Below are 19,270 nucleotides of genomic sequence, written 5' to 3'. Positions count from 1 at the left end.
TCCCATTGGAACGCGGAGCGTCCCTTGAGGCATTCCCACGCAGAGCGTGGGAACGATCCTTCAAATCCCCTCACCACAGGTTTTGGGTAGTTCAGTAGACGGGGTTAAACCCAGCCACTGCTCTGCATCGCTTTATAAACCGCAACAATCGCCAGAATCATGAACGCCGAAGCCGCGAGGCGGCGGATCAGGGTCAGCGGCAGTTTCTCTGCGGCAAAGTTACCCGCCAGTACCACCGGCACGTTGGCAATCAGCATGCCCACGGTGGTGCCGATGATCACCAGCCAAAGTTCCGGATATTGCGCGGCGAGCATCACCGTGGCGATCTGGGTCTTATCGCCGATTTCCGCCAGGAAGAATGCGATCAGTGTGGTCAGGAACGGCCCGAACTTGCGCGCCGTGCTGGCCTCGTCGTCATCCATCTTGTCCGGGACCAGCGTCCACAGCGCCGTGGCGGCGAAGCTGGCGGCGAGGATCCAGTGCAGAACGGCGTCGGAGAAGAAACTGCCGAACCAGGCACCTACCGCACCGGCTGCTGCGTGGTTGGCCAGGGTCGCGGCGACAATCCCGGCGATGATCGGCCAGGGTTTGCGGAAGCGAGCGGCGAGAATCAGCGCGAGCAGTTGCGTCTTGTCGCCGATTTCGGCCAAGGCAACGATTGCGGTGGGAACGAGTAACGAGTCCAGCATCAGGGATTTCCTAAGGGGCGGGTCGACACGGCTATGACACGTACAGCCTTCCCGCCCCGGGTAAGGTGTGCGTGTCATAGGTCTTGTCAAACCCTGCGATCCGTCTGGTGCGGACGCTTGGGTCGCATACGCCATGATCTGAGGATCAAGTATGTTGACGTATGCCGGACGAGCTTGGCGCTCGTGGGAGACTACTCCCCTAGGACGGAGCGGATTCTGCCTAGGCAAATCCGATTGGGCAAGAACAAATTTTCAACCGCGCTTGGCCCGGTAAATCCGGAAACCATTGCCTTCAGCCTTGATCGCACACACGCCCAGGTGCTCCTCGATCAACGGCTGATACTTGAGAAAGCTGTTCGCCACAAGGCGCAGTTCGCCACCGTTTTTCAGATGTTTTGCCGCTTTTCGCAGCAGGTTCTCCGTAGCGAAATAATCGGTGTGCACGCCGACATGGAACGGCGGATTGCTCAGAATCGCGCTCAAACCCATCGGCGCGGCATCGATGCCGTCGCCGGTCAGCACTTCCGCCTCCAGGCCGTTGGCGGCCAGGGTCAGACGGCTGCTGGCGGCGGCGAACGCGTCGACATCCAGCAACGTCACCTGATTGTGCGGATAGCGACGTTTCACCGCAGCCCCGAGCACGCCGGCGCCGCAACCGAAATCGAGCAGATGGCCGCTCGGCAGTTTGTCCAGATGCTCCAGCAGCAGGGCGCTGCCGCGATCCAGTCGACCGTGGCTGAACACGCCCGGCAAACTGATGACTTTCAACGGCCCTTCGGCCAGGGGCAGTTCGTAGGTCTGCGCAAGACTTTCCAGGGATTTCGCTTCAGGCGCATTGGCCACGGTGACTTGCCAGAGCTGGCAGTGACGGGCGCTGTCGAGTTTGCGCGGCTTGCCAAACGGATTGAGCTGCTTGGACGCTCCTTCGATGCCGCTGCGTTTTTCCCCGACCAGAAACACCTCACGCCCGGCCAGACGCGACGCCACGGCGTTGAGGATGTAATCGGTCAGGTCCTTGGATTTGGGCAGAAACACCACAGCGCTGTCGAACTCACGCTCGGGCACGTTCACGCCGAACTGGCTGCGGCCCTCGAAACGCGCGTCCAGTGCGGCTTGATCGCCAGCGTGCCAGCACCAGCCGAATGCATTGGGCAGGCGTCCGAGCAAATCATCGGCGGGCAGGCCGGCCAACAGCAGCGAACCCTGGAATAACTCGGCCTGACGAAGCAGTACTTCACTGCGCGGATCCATAACTGCTCCTTGAAAAAAGTGCCGCAGTTTATCAACTGACGACCCGCAGCGCCTCACCGCTGAAGAACGCCTGGGCGTTTTCGCTCAGTTGCCCGACGATACGCTGGCGTGCCTCGCGGCTGCCCCAGGCGTTGTGCGGGGTGACGATCAGGCGCGGGATATCGGCGGCGAGCAGCGGATTGCCCTGGGTCGGTGGCTCGACACTCAACACATCGGTCGCCGCACCGCCGAGGTGACCGCTGCGCAAAGCGTCGGCCAGCGCTTGCTCGTCGATCAAGCCGCCACGGGCGGTATTGACCACAAATGCGCCAGGCTTCATCGAGGCCAGTTCGCGGGCACCGATGAAATGCCGGGTGTGCTCGTTGAGCGGGCAGTGCAGGGTCAGGGCGTCGATCTGCGGCAGCAGTTCTTCCAGCGGCAAGCGATCCGGCCGAGCCGGGCGCCCGGGAATCTGCCCGAGCAACACACGCATGCCGAACGCTTCGGCCAATCGCGCCACGGCGCCACCGAGCTCGCCATGGCCGAGCAGGCCGAGGGTTTTGCCTTGCAGTTCGACGATCGGGTAGTCGAGCAGGCAGAACTGTTTCGCCTGCTGCCAGCGGCCTGCGCTCACAGCTTTCTGATAGTCGGCCAGGCGCGTGGCGAGGTTGAGCAACAGCATGATCGTGTGTTGCGCCACCGACGGCGTGCCGTAAGCCTGGCAATTGCACACGGTGATGCCGTGAGCGCGGGCGGCAGTGAGGTCGACATTGTTGGTGCCGGTGGCGCTGATCAGGATCAGTTTCAGTTGCGGGTTGGCAGCCATTGCAGCGGCGTCGATCACGACTTTGTTGGTGATCGCCACACTGGCGCCGTGCAGGCGTTCGCTGACCTGTTCCGGCAACGTCTGGGCGAACAGCTGCAAGTCGCTGAAGCATTCGCGCAACGGACCGAGGTCCAGATCGCCGAGATCCAGCGAAGGGTGATCAAGGAATACCGCGCGGCGCGTGTTCGTCATCAACTGTACCTTTTGTGCTGTGAGCGGAGGGCGTACCCTGCCGAGCCTACCAGATGAAACAAATCGTTACGCTGACCCCGCAGCGGACACATAACCTTGTGGCGAGGGGATTTAGCGAAACGTCGCACCGCCCCGATCGGCTGCGCAGCAGTCGCAAAATCACTGCCTGCGGGCCAGGCAGAAGTTTTTGGCGCTGCTTCGCAACCCATCGGGGATAAATCCCCTCGCCACAGGACTGCGTTCTTTTCAGATTTTTTATTGACCAAGCTGCCCCAAAGGAGCCCCCATGTACTGGACCGAGTTCTTGACCGTTGCCCTGATCCACTTGCTCGCCGTCGCCAGCCCTGGCCCGGACTTTGCCGTGGTCGTGCGCGAGAGCGTGACCCATGGTCGCCGCGCCGGCACCTGGACCGCGCTGGGCGTGGGCTCGGCGATTTTCCTGCATGTCGGCTATTCGTTGCTCGGCATCGGTCTGATCGTGTCGCAATCGATCGTGCTGTTCAACGCGCTGAAGTGGGCCGCCGCCGCGTATCTGCTTTACATCGGCTTCAAGGCCTTGCGCGCGCAACCGGCGAAAACCGTCACCGATGACTTGCACCGGGAAACCGGCGTACGCACCGCGCGGGGCGCGTTTACCTCGGGCTTCGTCACCAACGGTCTGAACCCGAAAGCCACGCTGTTTTTCCTCTCGCTGTTCACCGTGGTGATCAATCCGCACACGCCGCTGGCCGTGCAGGCCGGTTACGGCGTTTACCTGGCGGTGGCGACGGCGATCTGGTTCTGTCTGGTGGCGATGCTGTTCAGCCAACACCGCGTGCGCGCCGGCTTCGCGCGCATGGGCCATTGGTTCGACCGCACCATGGGCGCGGTGCTGATCGCTCTCGGCGTGAAAATCGCGTTCACCGAGATGCACTGACCGGGCCGCATTGTTCTCTTGTAGGAGCTGACGAGTGCAACGAGGCTGCGATCTTTTGATCTTGTCTTTTCATAAGCAAATCAAAAGATCGCAGCCTTCGGCAGCTCCTACAGGGGCCATATCCAATTTCCCGATACCTGGGGTGCTGGCGCAAAGCTAGCATTTGTACGGCTCTGCAAATCATTCCTTTGGCTGATTTGACTGTCATGCTGGCGCACTAGAGTACGAATCTCTCCGCCAACACCGTGCAGTCAGAAAAGGGATTCTTATGTTGCAGACTCGGGTCATTCCGCCGGCCGATGGGGCCTACCAGTATCCATTGCTGATCAAACGGCTGCTGATGTCCGGCGCCCGTTACGAGAAAACCCGCGAAATCATCTACCGCGACCAGTTGCGCTATAGCTATCCGACCCTGATCGAGCGGGTTGCGCGGCTGGCCAATGTGCTGACGGCTGCCGGGGTCAAGGCTGGTGACACCGTGGCGGTGATGGACTGGGACAGCCACCGTTATCTGGAATGCATGTTCGCCATTCCGATGATCGGCGCGGTGATTCACACCATCAATGTGCGTCTGTCGCCAGAACAGATCCTCTACACCATGAACCACGCCGAGGACCGCTTCGTGCTGGTCAACAGCGAGTTCGTCGGGCTGTATCAGGCCATAGCGCCGCAGCTGACCACGGTGGGGAAAACCCTGCTGCTGACTGATCTCCCGGAGAAAACCGCAGAGCTGCCGAACCTCGTCGGCGAATACGAGCAACTGCTGGCCGCTGCGAGTGCGCAGTACGATTTCCAGGACTTCGACGAAAACTCGGTCGCCACCACGTTCTACACCACCGGCACCACGGGCAATCCGAAAGGCGTGTATTTCACCCATCGGCAATTGGTGCTGCACACCATCGGCGTGGCGACGATCATGGGTTCGATCGACAGCGTACGGCTGCTCGGCACCAACGATGTGTACATGCCGATCACGCCGATGTTCCACGTCCACGCCTGGGGTTTGCCGTACGTGGCGACCATGCTCGGGCTCAAGCAGGTTTATCCGGGGCGCTACGACCCGGAGTATCTGGTGGAGCTGTGGCGCAAGGAGAAGGTCACCTTTTCCCATTGCGTGCCGACCATCCTGCAGATGCTGCTCAACGCCAAAGCCGCGCAGAGTGCCGACTTCGGCGGCTGGAAGATCGTCATCGGCGGCAGCGCACTCAATCGCAGCCTCTATGAAAACGCCAAGGCCCGTGGCATTCAGCTGACAGCCGCATACGGCATGTCGGAAACCGGGCCGCTGGTGTCTTGCGCGCACCTCAACGACGAACTGATGGCCGGCAGCGAAGACGAGCGCACCACTTACCGGATCAAGGCTGGCGTGCCGGGGCCGTTGGTCGAAGCGGCGATTGTCGACGGCGACGGCAATTTCCTTCCCGCCGACGGTGAAACCCAGGGCGAACTGGTGCTGCGCGCGCCGTGGCTGACCGAAGGCTATTTCAATGAACCGCAGAAGGGCGCCGAGCTCTGGGCCGGTGGCTGGTTGCACACCGGCGACGTCGCCACGCTCGACAGCATGGGCGTGATTGATATTCGTGATCGCATCAAGGACGTGATCAAGACCGGCGGCGAGTGGATCTCCTCCCTTGACCTCGAAGACCTCATCAGCCGGCATGCGGCGGTACGCGAAGTAGCAGTGGTGGGCATCGCCGATCCGCAGTGGGGCGAGCGCCCGTTTGCCTTGCTGGTGGTCCGCGAAGGGCAGGTGATCGGTGCACGGGAACTGAAGGAACACCTCAAGCCGTTCGTCGAGCTGGGACACTTGAGCAAGTGGGCGATCCCCAGTCAGATCGCCCTTGTTACCGAAATTCCCAAGACCAGCGTCGGCAAGCTCGACAAGAAGCGCATTCGCCTCGACATCACCGAGTGGCAAGCCAACAACAGCACCTTCCTTTCCACACTTTGAGTGCCTGCTGGCGCGCCGAAACCGGCGCGCCAGACCCACCAAGCAAGCGCTTGGCTTGTGAAATCGAAAAAATCAGCCATCCTTGCCCTGCCGACGTGTGTCGGACTGGCGAAAGGACTGTTCCAGAGTGGTTGGCGGCTGCAAATCACACTTTAGAGGGATCAAGCACTACCACCCGCTGGATATAGTCCGCTCAAGGACTTTTTAGAAACGGAGCACACGCACTGATCGGGGCGAGCAACTCTGGAGCGATTTCGGGCAGCCTTGGCGCCCGGTCCTCCACAGCGTTTTTAAAAGTACTCACTGCCATAACAATAATGCACATGGAGTAGCGTCGATGACCTCAGTAAACCAGTTCTGGCGCCGGGCGAAACTGCCTCTGGCGGTCAGTCTTGCCTCCTCGCTCGCCGGGCCTGCATTCGGCGTCAGTTTCAACGTCGGTGAAATCGAAGGCCAGTTCGACTCGTCCCTGTCGATCGGTGCCAGTTGGTCTACTCAGAGCCCGAACAAGAACCTTATCGGCGTCAACAACGGCGGCCGTGGCCTGTCGCAGACTTCCGATGACGGGCACGCCAACTTCAAGAGCGGCGAAACCTTTTCGAAGATCTTCAAGGGCATCCATGACCTTGAATTGAAATACGGCGACACCGGCGTGTTCGTCCGTGGCAAGTACTGGTACGACTTCGAACTGAAGGACGAGAGCCGCCAGTTCAAGGACATCAGCGACAGCAACCGTAAAGAGGGCGCCAAGTCCTCCGGCGGGCAGATCCTCGACGCCTTCGTCTACCACAACTACGCGATTGCCGATCAGCCGGGCTCCGTGCGTCTGGGCAAGCAGGTAGTGAGCTGGGGTGAAAGTACCTTCATCGGCGGCGGCATCAACTCGATCAACCCGATCGACGTCTCCGCGTTCCGTCGTCCGGGCGCCGAGATCAAGGAAGGCCTGATTCCGGTCAACATGTTCTACGTGTCGCAGAGCCTCACCGATAACCTCTCGGCCGAAGCGTTCTACCAACTGGAATGGGACCAGACCGTCGTCGACAACTGCGGCACCTTCTTCTCCCAGCCGGACATCGTTGCTGACGGTTGCGACAGCAATCTGCGCGTACTGAACAAGCGTTCGCAGATTCCGGCGATCGCTTTGGGGCCGTTGGCCGCCAACGGTGTGAACGTCGACCAAGAAGGCGTGCTGGTGCGCCGTGGGCCGGACCGTGACGCGCGCGACAGCGGTCAGTGGGGCGCGTCCCTCAAATACATGTTCGAGCCACTCGACACCGAGTTCGGCGCCTACTTCATGAACTACCACAGCCGTGCGCCGATCTTCAGTGCAACCGGCGCACCGCAGTCGGTCTACAACACTGCCGCCGCGCTGCCGGGGCCGTTCGCCGCACTCGCACCGCTGCTGGTCGCGGGCAATTCGAATTACTTCATCGAATACCCGGAAGACATTCGTCTCTACGGCCTGAGTTTCTCCACCACCCTGCCTACCGGTACGGCGTGGAGCGGTGAGATCAGCTACCGTCCGAACGCGCCGGTACAACTGAACTCCACCGACATCCTGTTTGCCGGCGTGCGTCCACTGGGCGGCGCGCTGACCAACGCTTCGCTGCTCACTGGCGTGCCGGGTCAGGACCTGCACGGCTATGAGCGCAAGGAAATCACCCAGATCCAGACGACCTTCACGCACTTCTTCGATCAGGTCATGGGCGCCAGCCGTCTGACCCTCGTCGGTGAAGTCGGCGCGACCTACGTCGGTGGCCTGGAAAGCCGTTCCGACAAGCGCTATGGCCGCGATCCGGTCTACGGTCCGGGTGAGTTGCCGGCTACTGGCACAGTCGATACCTGCGCCAACATCCTCAACAACAGCACCATCAACGGCGCAGGCCCGGGTTCGCCGCAGAACAACCGCAGCCGCAATTGCGAAAACGACGGCTTCACCACGTCGATGTCGTGGGGCTACCGTGGTCGGGCGATCTGGGAATACAACGACGTGTTTGCCGGTGTGAACCTCAAGCCGAACGTGGCCTGGTCCCACGACGTGAGCGGTTACTCGCCAGGCCCTGGCGGCAACTTCGAGGAAGGTCGCAAAGCGGTCAGCCTGGGCGTCGACGCCGAATACCAGAACACCTACACCGCGAGCCTGGCTTACACCAATTTCTTCGACGGCAAGTACACCACCGTGGATGACCGCGACTTCGTGGCGCTCAGCTTCGGCGTGAACTTCTAAGCACTGCATTTCAGGACGAACGAATTTATGAAAATAACAAAGAGTCTGTTCCACGCCGGTGTTCTGGGCCTGTCGCTGCTGGCGACCAGTGTCATGGCGGCGGTGCCTGCTGCCGAAGCGGATAAACTGGGCAAGAGCCTGACGCCGATGGGCGCGGAAATGGCCGGTAATGCCGACGGTTCGATCCCGGCCTGGAAACCGCTGCCGAAAAATGCCGGCAGCGTCGACAGCAAGGGCTTCCTGTCCAACCCTTACGCCAGTGAGCAGCCGCTGTTCACCATCACCGCCAAGGATGTCGACAAGTACAAGGACAAGCTTGCGCCGGGCCAGTACGCGATGTTCAAGCGCTACCCGGAAACCTTCAAGATGCCGGTCTATCCGTCCCATCGCGGCGCCACCGTGCCGGATGACGTGTTCGCCGCGATCAAGAAGAACGCCACCAGCACCAACCTGGTGTCCGGCGGCAACGGTCTGGAAAACTTCGATACCGCCGTGCCGTTCCCGATCCCGAAAACCGGTGTGGAAGTGATCTGGAACCACATCACCCGCTATCGCGGCGGCAGCGTGACCCGTCTGGTGACCCAGGCCACGCCGCAACCGAACGGCTCGTACAGCCTGGTGTACTTCCAGGATCAGTTCGTGTTCCGCGACAAGATGAAGGACTACGATCCGGCGAACCCGGGCAACATCCTGTTCTACTTCAAGCAGAAAGTGACCGCGCCGGCGCGTCTGGCCGGTGGCGTACTGCTGGTGCACGAGACGCTCGACCAGGTCAAAGAGCCGCGTTCGGCGTGGGTCTACAACGCCGGGCAACGTCGTGTGCGCCGTGCACCGCAAGTGTCGTATGACGGCCCGGGTACTGCCGCCGACGGCCTGCGTACCTCGGACAACCTCGACATGTACAACGGCGCGCCGGATCGTTACGACTGGAAGCTCGAAGGTAAGAAAGAGATGTACATCGCCTCCGACAGCTACAAGCTCGACGATCCGAAACTGAAGTACTCGGACATCATCAAGGCCGGTCACATCAACCAGGACCTGGCTCGCTACGAGCTGCGCCGCGTCTGGCACGTGGTCGCGACCCTGAAGGAAGGCCAGCGCCACATCTACGCCAAACGTGACTTCTACATCGACGAGGACACCTGGCAGGCAGCGGTCATCGACCACTACGACGGTCGTGGCCAACTGTGGCGTGTAGCCGAGGCACATGCCGAGAACTACTACGACAAGCAAGTGCCGTGGTACGCCCTCGAAACCCTCTACGACCTGCAGTCCGGCCGTTATCTGGCACTGGGCATGAAGAACGAAGAGAAGCAGGCGTATGACTTCGGCTTCACCGCTACCACCAGCGACTTCACCCCGGCCGCTCTGCGTCAGGATGGTGTTCGCTAAACCTGCGTAAACCCGAGGCCGCATCCTCGTAAAAACGCCCCGACCGGTTCGGGGCGTTTTTTTGCGTGCGGTTTCACGCCTCAGCTCCTACACGGATTCATCGTGGCCGCGATTGGTCGGTGATGCCGGATTTTGGCGGCGCTGTGTAGGCTTTTTGTAGCCATTTGTAGCAGTGACCTTCATTACCTCTTCGTTTAAGGCTAGGCTGCGGACATCTGCAACGCCGCCAATCGCCTTCGAACAAGAGCCGGCCATGACTGATCTGTCCCCACTTCCGGGTCCCGCAAGCATCACCGTCGCAGCGCTGGACGGGCGTTTTTTTCGCCCGCCGCTGCCTGATGGCTATGTCTTGCGGCCGCGCCTTTGCCAGCGTCTGCAGGCCGGGCTCGGAGGTCGGTTGCTGCTGGTCAGCGCCCCGGCCGGGTTCGGCAAAAGCTCGCTGGCAGTGGAGTTCTGTCAGAGTCTGCCGGCCCACTGGCAAAGTCTATGGTTGGGTTTGAGTCCGCGTGACAGCGATCCCGGACGCTTTCTTGAGCGCTTGCTCGAAGGTCTGCTGGACTACTTTCCGGCCTTGGGCGCTGGCGCTCTTGGTCTGCTGAAAATGCGTCAGCGTCATCAGCCATTCGCTTTTGAAGAATGGCTCGACGGTCTGCTTGATGAGCTGGCGCTGCATCTCGATCCTGCTGCACCGCTGCTGCTGGTGCTCGACGACTACCACCTCGCCCAAGGGCCGGTGCTGGATCGTTGCCTGCAATTTTTCCTCAATCATCTGCCCGATGGCTTGCTGGTGATGGTCACCAGCCGCCAGCGCCCGGACTGGCATCTGGCACGTCTGCGCCTGTCGCGGCAGTTGCTCGAGCTGCATGAACAGGATTTGCGCCTGACCCACGACGAAGCCCTGACTCTGCTCGATCGGCACAGCAGCTCACTGCGCGGTGAGGCGCTGGAGAGCCTGATCCAGCGCAGCGAAGGCTGGGTCGCCGGCCTGCGCTTCTGGCTGCTGGCGGTGGCCGAGGCGGGTAACGATGCCGCGCTGCCGCAGGCGCTGAACGGCGGCGAGGGGTTGATACGCGACTATCTGCTCGAAGAAGTCATCGATTGCCTGCCGGCCGAAGTGCAATCGTTTCTCTACGAAACCGCACCGCAGGAACGCTTTTGCAGCGAGCTGTGCGACGCGGTCCGCGAAGCCCATGACAGCGCGGAAATCCTGCGCTTTCTGCTCGCCCATCAGGTGTTTCTGGTGCCGCTGGACGAGCACGGTCACTGGTACCGCTATCACCATTTGTTTTCTGACTTGTTGCGCAGCCGGCCGATCGCCCAGGCGATGGTGCCCAACGCTACCCTGCATTTGCGCGCCTGCCGCTGGTTCAATGCGCAAGGCCTGCTCGACGAAGCGGTGGAGCAGGCGTTGCGTGCCGGGCATCTCGATGTCGCGGCTAATTTGGTCCAGAACTTGTCCGAAGAACAGCTGCTCGCCGAGCAGAACGTCGGCATGCTGCTGCGCTGGAAAATGGACTTGCCCGACAGCCTGCTGATCAGCACGCCACGGCTGATCGTGCTCTACAGCTGGGCCTTGGGGCTGGCCTGTCAGCTCGACGCCGCTGAAGAGCTGGCCAGCCATTTGAGCCGTTTCCTGCCGGCGCCTTCGGCCACTGCGCAGAAATCCATGCTGGCGCAATGGCTGGCGCTGAGCGGGATCATCGCTCGCGGACGCGGCCATCGCGAACTGACCCTGCGCTATTGCAGCGAGGCGCTGGAAAGCCTGCCGGCCAAGCGTTATGGCCAGCGGCTGATGTGCCTGTCGACCTTGTCCAATCTGGCGATCGCCGACGGCGATCTGTGGCGCGCCCGTGGCCTGAACCGTGAATCCCTCGAGCTGGCGCAACGGGTCGGCAATCCATTATTCGAAGCGTTGGCGCATTACGACAGGGCGCGGGTTCTGCAATCGCGGGGCGAGATTCTGCGCGCGCTGGATGAAGTGCATCAGGGCCTGGAACGCTTGCGCGGTCTGTCGCCGCAACGCCTGTACGCCGTACGCGCACGGCTGACGTTGTACGAAGGTTTCCTGCTGGCGATGCGTTTGCAGCCGCAGGCTGCACGCGTACGCCTGCTCGCCGGGATTGGCGAGGCGCGGGCTTGTCGCGACATCAGCGTGCTGATCGGCCACTGCGTGATTGCCCGCCTCGACGGCGCCAGCGGCGAGTTCGCCAAGGCCTTCGCCGAACTCGCCGAAGCCGAACGCTTGATGCACATCTGGGACGTACCGCCGATCTACTATCTGGCGATGATCACCCTGGTTAAATGCGAACTGTGGCTGGCTCAGGGCCGGATTGATCTTGCCGAGGCGTGGCTTGCACGCCTGGGCCAGACCTACACCGGCGAACACGCTGCGGCACCGCCAGAGTTTCATCCGCAGCTGCCGCTGCATGTGGAACTGCAACAGGCGCTGCTTGATGTGATTCAGGGGCAACCGATGCTCGCCGAAGGGCGGCTGAACGTGTTGTATGAAAACGGCCAGCGGACCGGGCGGCAGTTGCTGAGCGTGATGGCGTTGACGCAGAAGGTGGCGCTGTTGCTGTCGAGTGGACGCGAGCCCGAGGCGCGCAAGGTGTTGAGTCAGGCCCTGGAAGCAGCGGCCGGCGGCGTCTACCAACCCTTTGATGCGCTGCTGAAAAACCATGCCGACTGGTTGCGCGGGCAATTGCAGGCGCTCACTTGCAACGCGGTCGGCCAGCAATTGCTCACGCATTTTCCAACAGCCGCGCCACGCCCGGCTGTGGAAAGCTCCGCTACCGAACAGCTCAGCAGCCGTGAACTGGCGGTGCTGCGCCTGATCGCTCAAGGCTGTTCCAATCAGGAAATCAGCGAGCAGTTGTTCATTTCCCTGCACACCGTGAAAACCCATGCCAGCCATATCAACAGCAAGCTCGGGGTTGAGCGGCGTACGCAGGCAGTGGCGCGGGCGAAGGCGTTGGGGTTATTGCTTTAGCGACGGTAAAATTCGCCATCGGCCGTTGCCAACGGCGTTGACCCTGTCCAGGATTTTTCCATGACCACGCCCAGCCCTGCACTTATCCGCGAAACCTTCCCCGTCGGCCCATTGCAGTGCAACTGCACGATCATCGGCGACCCGATCACCAAAAAAGCCATTGTCGTCGACCCGGGTGGCAACCCCGACCTGATCATGGCGCGTCTCGATGCGCATGGCCTGAAAGTCGTCAGCATCATCCACACCCACGCCCATCTCGATCACTTCCTGGCTTCCGGCCAAATGAAGGAGAAAACCGGTGCGACCCTGCATCTGCACAAGGAAGACCAGTTCCTCTGGGACAACCTTGAAATGCAATGCCAGATGTTTGGCGTGCCTTACACCCCGGTGCCGTCGCCGGATCGTTGGCTGAGCGATGACGAAGAACTCGCCTGCGGTTGCGGCGTGGCCCTGCACACGCCGGGACATACACCCGGTTCCATGAGCTTCTGGTTTTCCGAGGCTAAGCTGTTGATAGCCGGCGACACGCTGTTTCGTCGCGGGGTAGGGCGCACGGATTTGTGGGGTGGCGATCAGGCGACCATCGTGCGTTCAATCAAGCAGCGGCTGTATACGCTGGACGAGGACGCAACGGTTGTCACCGGGCACGGCCCGGACACGCGTCTGGGTGATGAGATGCGCGAGAACCCGTTTGTGCGTGCCTGAATTTTTTGTCACGGGCAGCGGGCGGAATTTTTAGGCATTGTCATGATCCAACGCCCGCGCAGGTCCATTGATTGATCAGTGGCCGCTGCACCACAGAATGCAGAAAACCAGGAGCTCTCCATGTTCACCACGCGTCGTTTGATTATTGTCGCTACTGCCGTGGCCGTGCTGTCCGGCTGCGCCTCGCCTAATCCGTATGACAATCAGGGTCAGGCCGACGGTGGCTCGCAAGGCATGAGCAAAACCGCCAAATACGGTGGCCTCGGTGCACTGGCCGGCGCACTCGCCGGTGCCGCCATCGGTCACGACAACCGTGGCAAGGGCGCCTTGATCGGCGCTGCTGTCGTCGGTGCCTCCGCAGCAGGCTACGGCTACTACGCCGACCAGCAGGAAAAGAAACTGCGCGCGAGCATGGCCAACACTGGCGTTGAAGTGCAGCGGCAGGGCGATCAGATCAAGCTGATCATGCCGGGCAACATCACCTTCGCCACCGATTCGGCGAACATTGCCCCGAGTTTCTACCAGCCGTTGAACAACCTGGCCAACTCGCTGAAGGAGTTCAACCAGAACCAGATCGAAATCGTCGGTTACACCGACAGCACCGGCAGCCGCCAGCACAACATGGACCTGTCCCAGCGTCGTGCGCAGAGCGTGGCGACCTACCTGACCTCGCAAGGTGTCAGCGGTGCCAACCTGTCGGCCCGTGGCGCCGGCCCGGATAACCCGATTGCCAGCAACGGCGACGTGAATGGCCGCGCGCAGAACCGCCGGGTCGAAGTCAACCTGAAGGCGATTCCGGGCCAGCAGTATGGTGGTCAGCAGCAACAGCCGGGTACGGTGCAGCAGTATCCATAAGCGATTGCCTGAATGAAGAAATGCCCGATCCTGTGATCGGGCATTTTTTTGTCTGGGCAGTGCCGGCCTCTTCGCGGGCAAGCCCGCTCCCACAGGTATTGGCGGTGGCCACAAAATCTGTGTTCCACACCTGACCCCTGTGGGAGCGGGCTTGCCCGCGAAAAGGCCAGTGTTGTCACCGCAAAATCAGCCGATACAAAAAAGCCCCCGGACAACAGCATTGTCCGGAGGCTTTTTGTTGGGCGCGAAACCCGATTACTTCTTCAGACCATAATGCTCATCGAGCATGCCCGGCGAGTTTGGATTCTTCGGTGCATAGTCACGCGGTGGTTCCTGATCGCGCGGTGGCGTCAGGCGTTCACGTGGTGCCTGCGCTGCGTCGGCGTGCAGGGCGGCGATCAGGCGCTGGCGGGTCTGCTCGTCCAGGGCCAGACGATTGGCGCCCTCGGCGAGGTGGTCCTGCACTTCCTGATAGCTCTGGGTCAGTTTCTTGACCAGCATCGCGGTGCTGTTGAAGTGGGTGACCACTTCGTTCTGATAACTGTCGAAACGCTCCTGGATATCATCCAGTTGACGCTGCGTGCGGCTCGGTGCGGCGTTCGGCGCAACGCGCGCGATCAGGAATCCAATGGCGACACCCACAACCAGGGCAAGAGTCGGTAACAACCAAACTAAGAGCGAGTGTTCCACGAGTCCTTCCTCTATAAACGGCTTTGCTTTACGTTAACGGCTCGAACCTGCGCTGTATACCGCGATTCACTCGCAATAGATTGGCACAGACAATTTGCTAGACGAGTCGACCCGATTCGAGGTCACGGAGTTCCTCCCTTGCTGATGCGTGAAACCCCTGTAGTGATTGACGGCCCTGTCGGCCAAATTGAGGCTTTGTATCTGGATAACGAGCAGCCGCGCGGCATCGCGCTGATCTGCCATCCGAACCCGGTACAGGGCGGCACCATGCTCAACAAGGTCGTCTCGACCCTGCAGCGCACCGCGCGCGATGCAGGCCTGATCACCTTGCGTTTCAACTATCGCGGCGTCGGCGCCAGCCAGGGCACGCACGACATGGGCACCGGTGAAGTCGACGACGCCCAGGCCGCCGCCACATGGCTGCGGGAAAAACACCCGGATCTGCCGCTGACCCTGTTCGGTTTCTCCTTCGGCGGATTTGTTGCAGCAAGTCTCGGCGGCCGTCTCGAAGCCCAGGGCGTGCAGCTTGAGCACCTGTTCATGGTTGCCCCGGCGGTGATGCGTCTGGGCGAGGAGGATCAACTGCCGCAGCACGGCGGGTTGACCGTGATCCAGCCGGAAACCGATGAAGTCATCGATCCGCAACTGGTCTACCAGTGGTCGGAACAACTCCAGCGCCCCCATGAGCTGCTGAAAGTGGCAGAATGCGGACACTTTTTTCACGGCAAGCTGACCGATCTCAAGGATCTGCTGCTGCCGCGTCTCTCGAATTGATTGCAGTCTGACAAGCGATTACCCATGACCAACCGTACCCGCATTCTCACCGGCATCACCACCACTGGCACGCCGCACCTGGGCAACTACGCTGGGGCCATTCGCCCGGCAATCCTCGCCAGCCGCGACAGCCAGGCAGATTCGTTCTATTTTCTGGCCGATTACCACGCCCTGATCAAATGCGATGACCCGCTGCGCATCCAGCGCTCGCGTCTGGAAATCGCCGCGACCTGGCTGGCCGGTGGCCTCGATGTCGACCGCGTGACGTTCTACCGCCAGTCCGACATCCCGGAAATCCCCGAGCTGACCTGGCTGCTGACTTGCGTCGCCGCCAAGGGCCTGCTCAACCGTGCGCACGCTTACAAGGCGTCGGTGGACAAGAACCTCGAAACCGGTGAAGACCCGGATGCCGGCATCACCATGGGCCTCTACAGCTACCCGGTGCTGATGGCAGCGGACATCCTGATGTTCAACGCGCACAAGGTGCCGGTCGGTCGCGATCAGATTCAGCACGTGGAAATGGCCCGCGATATCGGTCAGCGTTTCAACCATCTGTTCGGCCAGGGCAAAGAGTTCTTCACCATGCCCGAAGCGCTGATCGAAGAAAGCGTGGCGACCTTGCCAGGCCTCGACGGTCGCAAGATGTCGAAGAGCTACGACAACACCATTCCGCTGTTCAGCAGCGCGAAAGAAATGAAGGACGCGATCTCGCGGATCGTCACCGACTCCAAGGCCCCGGGCGAAGCGAAAGATCCCGATAACTCGCACCTGTTCACTCTGTTCCAGGCCTTCGCCACCCCGGCGCAGGCTGACGAATTCCGCAGCGAACTGCTCGGTGGTCTGGGTTGGGGCGAGGCGAAGAATCGCCTGTTCCAGTTGCTCGACAATGAGCTGGGCGAGGCGCGCGAGAAGTATCACCAGTTGATCGAGCGTCCGGCGGACCTGGAAGACATCCTGCAGATTGGTGCGAAGAAGGCTCGCGCCGTGGCCACTCCGTTCCTCAACGAATTGCGTGAAGCCGTTGGCCTGCGTTCTTTCGTCAATCAGGTTCAGGTGGCCGCGACTACCAAGAAGAAAGCCGCGAAAGCCGCACGTTTCGTCAGCTTCCGCGAGGACGACGGCAGCTTCCGTTTCCGTCTGCTGGCGGCCGATGGCGAGCAATTGCTGCTGTCGCGTAACTTCGCCGACGGCAAAACCGCCGGCCAGGCGACCAAACAGTTGCAGTCCGGCGAGCCCCTGGATGTGCGTACTGAAGAACTGAGCTTCAGCGTCTGGCTGGCCGGTGAGTGCGTGGGCGACAGCCCGGCGTTTGCCGACATCGGTGCGCGGGACGCCGCCATCGAGGCGTTGCGCGTCGCGCTGACTCCAGCTCAAGACTGATCGGCGGCACGACCCGACCAAGGGCCGATTGCCATTCCCACAGGCCGTCGCTACAGTGACGGCCCGTTTTTGTTGCCTTGCTAACGAATTATGACGCCCCTAGAACGATATCAAGCTGATCTGAAACGCCCGGACTTCTTCCATGACGCCGCGCAGGAAACTGCTGTGCGTCACTTGCAGCGTCTGTACGACGACTTGATCGCCGCTGACCAGAACAAGCCGGGCTTGCTCGGCAAGCTGTTTGGCAAAAAGGATCAGGCACCGGTCAAGGGCCTGTATTTCTGGGGCGGCGTCGGTCGTGGCAAGACTTACCTGGTCGACACCTTCTTCGAAGCATTGCCGTTCAAGGAAAAGACCCGCACGCACTTCCACCGCTTCATGAAGCGTGTGCACGAAGAAATGAAGACCCTGGGCGGCGAGAAAAACCCGCTGACCATCATCGCCAAGCGCTTCGCGGCCGAGTCGCGGGTGATCTGCTTCGATGAATTCTTCGTCTCCGACATCACCGACGCGATGATCCTCGGCACGCTGATGGAGGAGTTGTTCAAGAACGGCGTGACCCTGGTCGCGACGTCGAACATCGTTCCGGACGGCCTGTACAAGGATGGCCTGCAGCGCGCGCGCTTCCTCCCGGCCATCGCGTTGATCAAGCAGAACACCGAGATCGTCAACGTCGACAGCGGTGTTGACTATCGTCTGCGTCACCTCGAGCAAGCCGAGCTGTTCCACTATCCGCTCGACGAAGCCGCCCACGAAAGCCTGCGCAAGAGCTTCAAGGCGCTGACGCCGGAGTGCACGGCAGCGGTGGAAAACGATGTGCTGATCATCGAGAACCGCGAAATCCGCGCTCTACGCACCTGCGACGACGTGGCCTGGTTCGACTTCCGCGAACTGTGCGACGGCCCGCGCAGCCAGAACGACTACATCGAACTGGGCAAGATCTTCCACGCCGTGCTGCTCAGCGGCGTCGAACAGATGAGCGTCACCACCGACGACATCGCCCGTCGCTTCATCAACATGGTCGACGAATTCTACGACCGCAACGTCAAACTGATCATTTCTGCCGAAGTCGAGTTGAAGGATCTGTACACCGGCGGACGCCTGACCTTCGAGTTTCAGCGCACGCTGAGCCGACTGCTGGAGATGCAATCCCACGAGTTTCTGTCGCGGGCGCACAAGCCTTAAGCGGAGTCTCGGCAAAAAAAAGGCCTGCGATTGCAGGCCTTTTTTATGCGCTGAAGTTTTTCCCTGTGGGAGCGAGCCTGCTCGCGAAAGCGCAGTGTCAGCAACGTCAATGTTGCAGGTAAGTACGTATTCGCGAGCAGGCTCGCTCCCACATTGGATCGCGCAGTTGAGTTACGCAGCCTGCTGAAACTGCTGCCGATACTGGTTAGGCGACAGTTCGGTGTGCTGGCGGAACAGTCGCGCGAAGAAGCTCGCATCGTCGTAACCGACCTCATAACTGATGGTCTTGATGCTCTTGCGCGTGCCCGAAAGCAAGCCCTTGGCCGTCTCGATGCGCAGGCGTTGCAAGTAATGCAGCGGCTTGTCGCCGGTGGCGGTCTGGAAGCGGCGCATGAAGTTGCGGATGCTCATGCCGTGCTCGCGGGCGACGTCTTCGAAGCGGAACTTGTCGGCGAAATGCTCTTCGAGCCACTGCTGGATCTGCAGGATGATCACGTCCTGATGCAGCTTCTGCCCACCGAAACCGATACGTCCCGGCGAATAGCTGCGCTGCACTTCGTAGAGGATGTCGCGGGCCACGGCTTGCGCCACGTTCGCGCCGCAGAAGCGTTCGATCAGATAGATATAGAGATCGCATGCCGAGGTAGTACCGCCGGCGCAGTAGAGATTGTCGGCATCGGTCAGGTGCTTGTCCTGATTCAGATAGACCTTGGGGAAACGCTCGGCGAAGGCATTGAAGAAGCGCCAGTAGGTGGTCGCTTCCTTGCCGTTGAGCAGTCCGGCTTCGGCGAGCCAGAACACCCCGGTGGCTTCGCCACACAACACCGCGCCGCGCGCATGCTGTTCGCGCAGCCACGGCAGGATTTGCGGATAACGGCCGCACAGCGTATCGAAGTCGTCCCAGAACGCCGGGAGGATGATCACATCGGCGTTTTCCAGGCCACCGTCGACCGGCATGACCACGTCGCTGAAGCTTTTTACCGGTTTGCCATCCGGGCTGACCAGGCGCGTTTCAAACGCCGGTGTCAGGCCGTGGCCCAGTTGTTTGCCGTAACGCAGGCTGGCCACATGGAAAAAATCCTTGGCTTGCATGAGGGTGTAAGCGAAAACCCGATCGATGGCCAGGATGCTGACGCGCCGCAAGGGCGGGGAGACGTGCTTAGACATAATTCAACTTTTGTTTTGTTTTTATAAGGGAAAGTGGTCACCAGACGGCTGGATCGTCTTATTTTTTGTCGGATGTGTCCAGTGTCCCGTAGCGGAAGCGGG

At 61.0% G+C, this 19,270-nt stretch carries 15 protein-coding genes and 1 riboswitch; of the genes, 10 read left to right on the top strand and 5 right to left on the bottom strand.

Features of this window, described 5'->3' with window-relative positions:
• Nucleotides 1-104 precede the first annotated feature (104 nt).
• The 3 genes from AB4N41_RS03985 to AB4N41_RS03975 all read right to left on the bottom strand — a co-directional run bounded on the left by AB4N41_RS03985 (nt 105) and on the right by AB4N41_RS03975 (nt 2,937).
• Nucleotides 105-689 (bottom strand): TMEM165/GDT1 family protein, encoded by a 585-nt coding sequence (locus tag AB4N41_RS03985; protein ID WP_016773243.1) that lies wholly within the window; start codon nt 687-689, stop codon nt 105-107.
• 88 nt (nt 690-777) lie between these two features.
• Nucleotides 778-902, bottom strand: a riboswitch (yybP-ykoY riboswitch).
• 39 nt (nt 903-941) lie between these two features.
• Nucleotides 942-1,940 carry a class I SAM-dependent methyltransferase gene (locus AB4N41_RS03980; RefSeq protein WP_056790248.1) on the bottom strand — a complete coding sequence of 333 codons (999 nt, stop codon included), beginning with the start codon at nt 1,938-1,940 and terminating at the stop codon, nt 942-944.
• Nucleotides 1,941-1,971: 31 nt separating this feature from the next.
• Nucleotides 1,972-2,937: a 2-hydroxyacid dehydrogenase gene (locus AB4N41_RS03975; RefSeq protein WP_460138348.1), complete on the bottom strand. Its 966-nt coding sequence runs from the start codon at nt 2,935-2,937 to the stop codon at nt 1,972-1,974.
• Nucleotides 2,938-3,223: 286 nt separating this feature from the next.
• Here AB4N41_RS03975 and AB4N41_RS03970 point away from each other — a divergent pair, with 286 nt between their 5' ends.
• The 7 genes from AB4N41_RS03970 to AB4N41_RS03940 all read left to right on the top strand — a co-directional run bounded on the left by AB4N41_RS03970 (nt 3,224) and on the right by AB4N41_RS03940 (nt 13,972).
• The gene (locus tag AB4N41_RS03970; protein WP_056790244.1) at nt 3,224-3,853 is read left to right on the top strand and encodes a LysE family translocator; all 630 of its coding nucleotides are present in this window, start codon (nt 3,224-3,226) and stop codon (nt 3,851-3,853) included.
• A 268-nt stretch (nt 3,854-4,121) separates the two neighbouring features.
• The gene (locus AB4N41_RS03965; RefSeq protein WP_460138347.1) at nt 4,122-5,804 is read left to right on the top strand and encodes a fatty acid--CoA ligase; all 1,683 of its coding nucleotides are present in this window, start codon (nt 4,122-4,124) and stop codon (nt 5,802-5,804) included.
• Between the two features lie 337 nt (nt 5,805-6,141).
• Entirely contained in the window at nt 6,142-8,031 is a 1,890-nt protein-coding gene (locus AB4N41_RS03960; protein WP_073473478.1) for a DUF1302 domain-containing protein, read from the top strand.
• A gap of 27 nt (nt 8,032-8,058) precedes the next feature.
• The gene (locus tag AB4N41_RS03955) at nt 8,059-9,423 is read left to right on the top strand and encodes a DUF1329 domain-containing protein (RefSeq protein ID WP_024014265.1); all 1,365 of its coding nucleotides are present in this window, start codon (nt 8,059-8,061) and stop codon (nt 9,421-9,423) included.
• A gap of 253 nt (nt 9,424-9,676) precedes the next feature.
• A complete protein-coding gene (locus AB4N41_RS03950) occupies nt 9,677-12,412 on the top strand; it encodes a LuxR C-terminal-related transcriptional regulator (RefSeq protein ID WP_460138346.1) in 2,736 nt (911 codons plus the stop codon).
• A 60-nt stretch (nt 12,413-12,472) separates the two neighbouring features.
• Nucleotides 12,473-13,117 (top strand): MBL fold metallo-hydrolase, encoded by a 645-nt coding sequence (locus AB4N41_RS03945; RefSeq protein ID WP_024014263.1) that lies wholly within the window; start codon nt 12,473-12,475, stop codon nt 13,115-13,117.
• Nucleotides 13,118-13,237: 120 nt separating this feature from the next.
• A complete protein-coding gene (locus AB4N41_RS03940; RefSeq protein WP_041479972.1) occupies nt 13,238-13,972 on the top strand; it encodes an OmpA family protein in 735 nt (244 codons plus the stop codon).
• A 255-nt stretch (nt 13,973-14,227) separates the two neighbouring features.
• Here the strand turns inward: AB4N41_RS03940 and AB4N41_RS03935 are convergent, their stop codons facing one another.
• On the bottom strand, nt 14,228-14,662 hold the full coding sequence (locus AB4N41_RS03935) for a Z-ring associated ZapG family protein (protein ID WP_042609742.1): 435 nt from the start codon (nt 14,660-14,662) through the stop codon (nt 14,228-14,230).
• A gap of 144 nt (nt 14,663-14,806) precedes the next feature.
• Between AB4N41_RS03935 and AB4N41_RS03930 the strand changes: the two genes are divergently transcribed.
• The 3 genes from AB4N41_RS03930 to zapE all read left to right on the top strand — a co-directional run bounded on the left by AB4N41_RS03930 (nt 14,807) and on the right by zapE (nt 18,001).
• Nucleotides 14,807-15,436, top strand: a complete 630-nt coding sequence (locus AB4N41_RS03930; protein ID WP_252878192.1) for an alpha/beta hydrolase — start codon at nt 14,807-14,809, stop codon at nt 15,434-15,436.
• 24 nt (nt 15,437-15,460) lie between these two features.
• A complete protein-coding gene (locus tag AB4N41_RS03925; protein ID WP_041479971.1) occupies nt 15,461-16,816 on the top strand; it encodes a tryptophan--tRNA ligase in 1,356 nt (451 codons plus the stop codon).
• Between the two features lie 90 nt (nt 16,817-16,906).
• Nucleotides 16,907-18,001 carry a cell division protein ZapE gene (gene zapE, locus AB4N41_RS03920; protein WP_016773254.1) on the top strand — a complete coding sequence of 365 codons (1,095 nt, stop codon included), beginning with the start codon at nt 16,907-16,909 and terminating at the stop codon, nt 17,999-18,001.
• A 171-nt stretch (nt 18,002-18,172) separates the two neighbouring features.
• On the opposite strand, the gene AB4N41_RS03915 is transcribed toward zapE, so the two are convergent.
• Nucleotides 18,173-19,069: a GlxA family transcriptional regulator gene (locus AB4N41_RS03915; protein WP_163012735.1), complete on the bottom strand. Its 897-nt coding sequence runs from the start codon at nt 19,067-19,069 to the stop codon at nt 18,173-18,175.
• Between the last annotated feature and the right edge of the window lie 201 nt (nt 19,070-19,270).

Source organism: Pseudomonas sp. S2_A10 (genome assembly GCF_054668465.1).
Note: the sequence above shows the minus strand (reverse complement) of the source record. Positions and strands in the feature narration are given on the sequence as shown.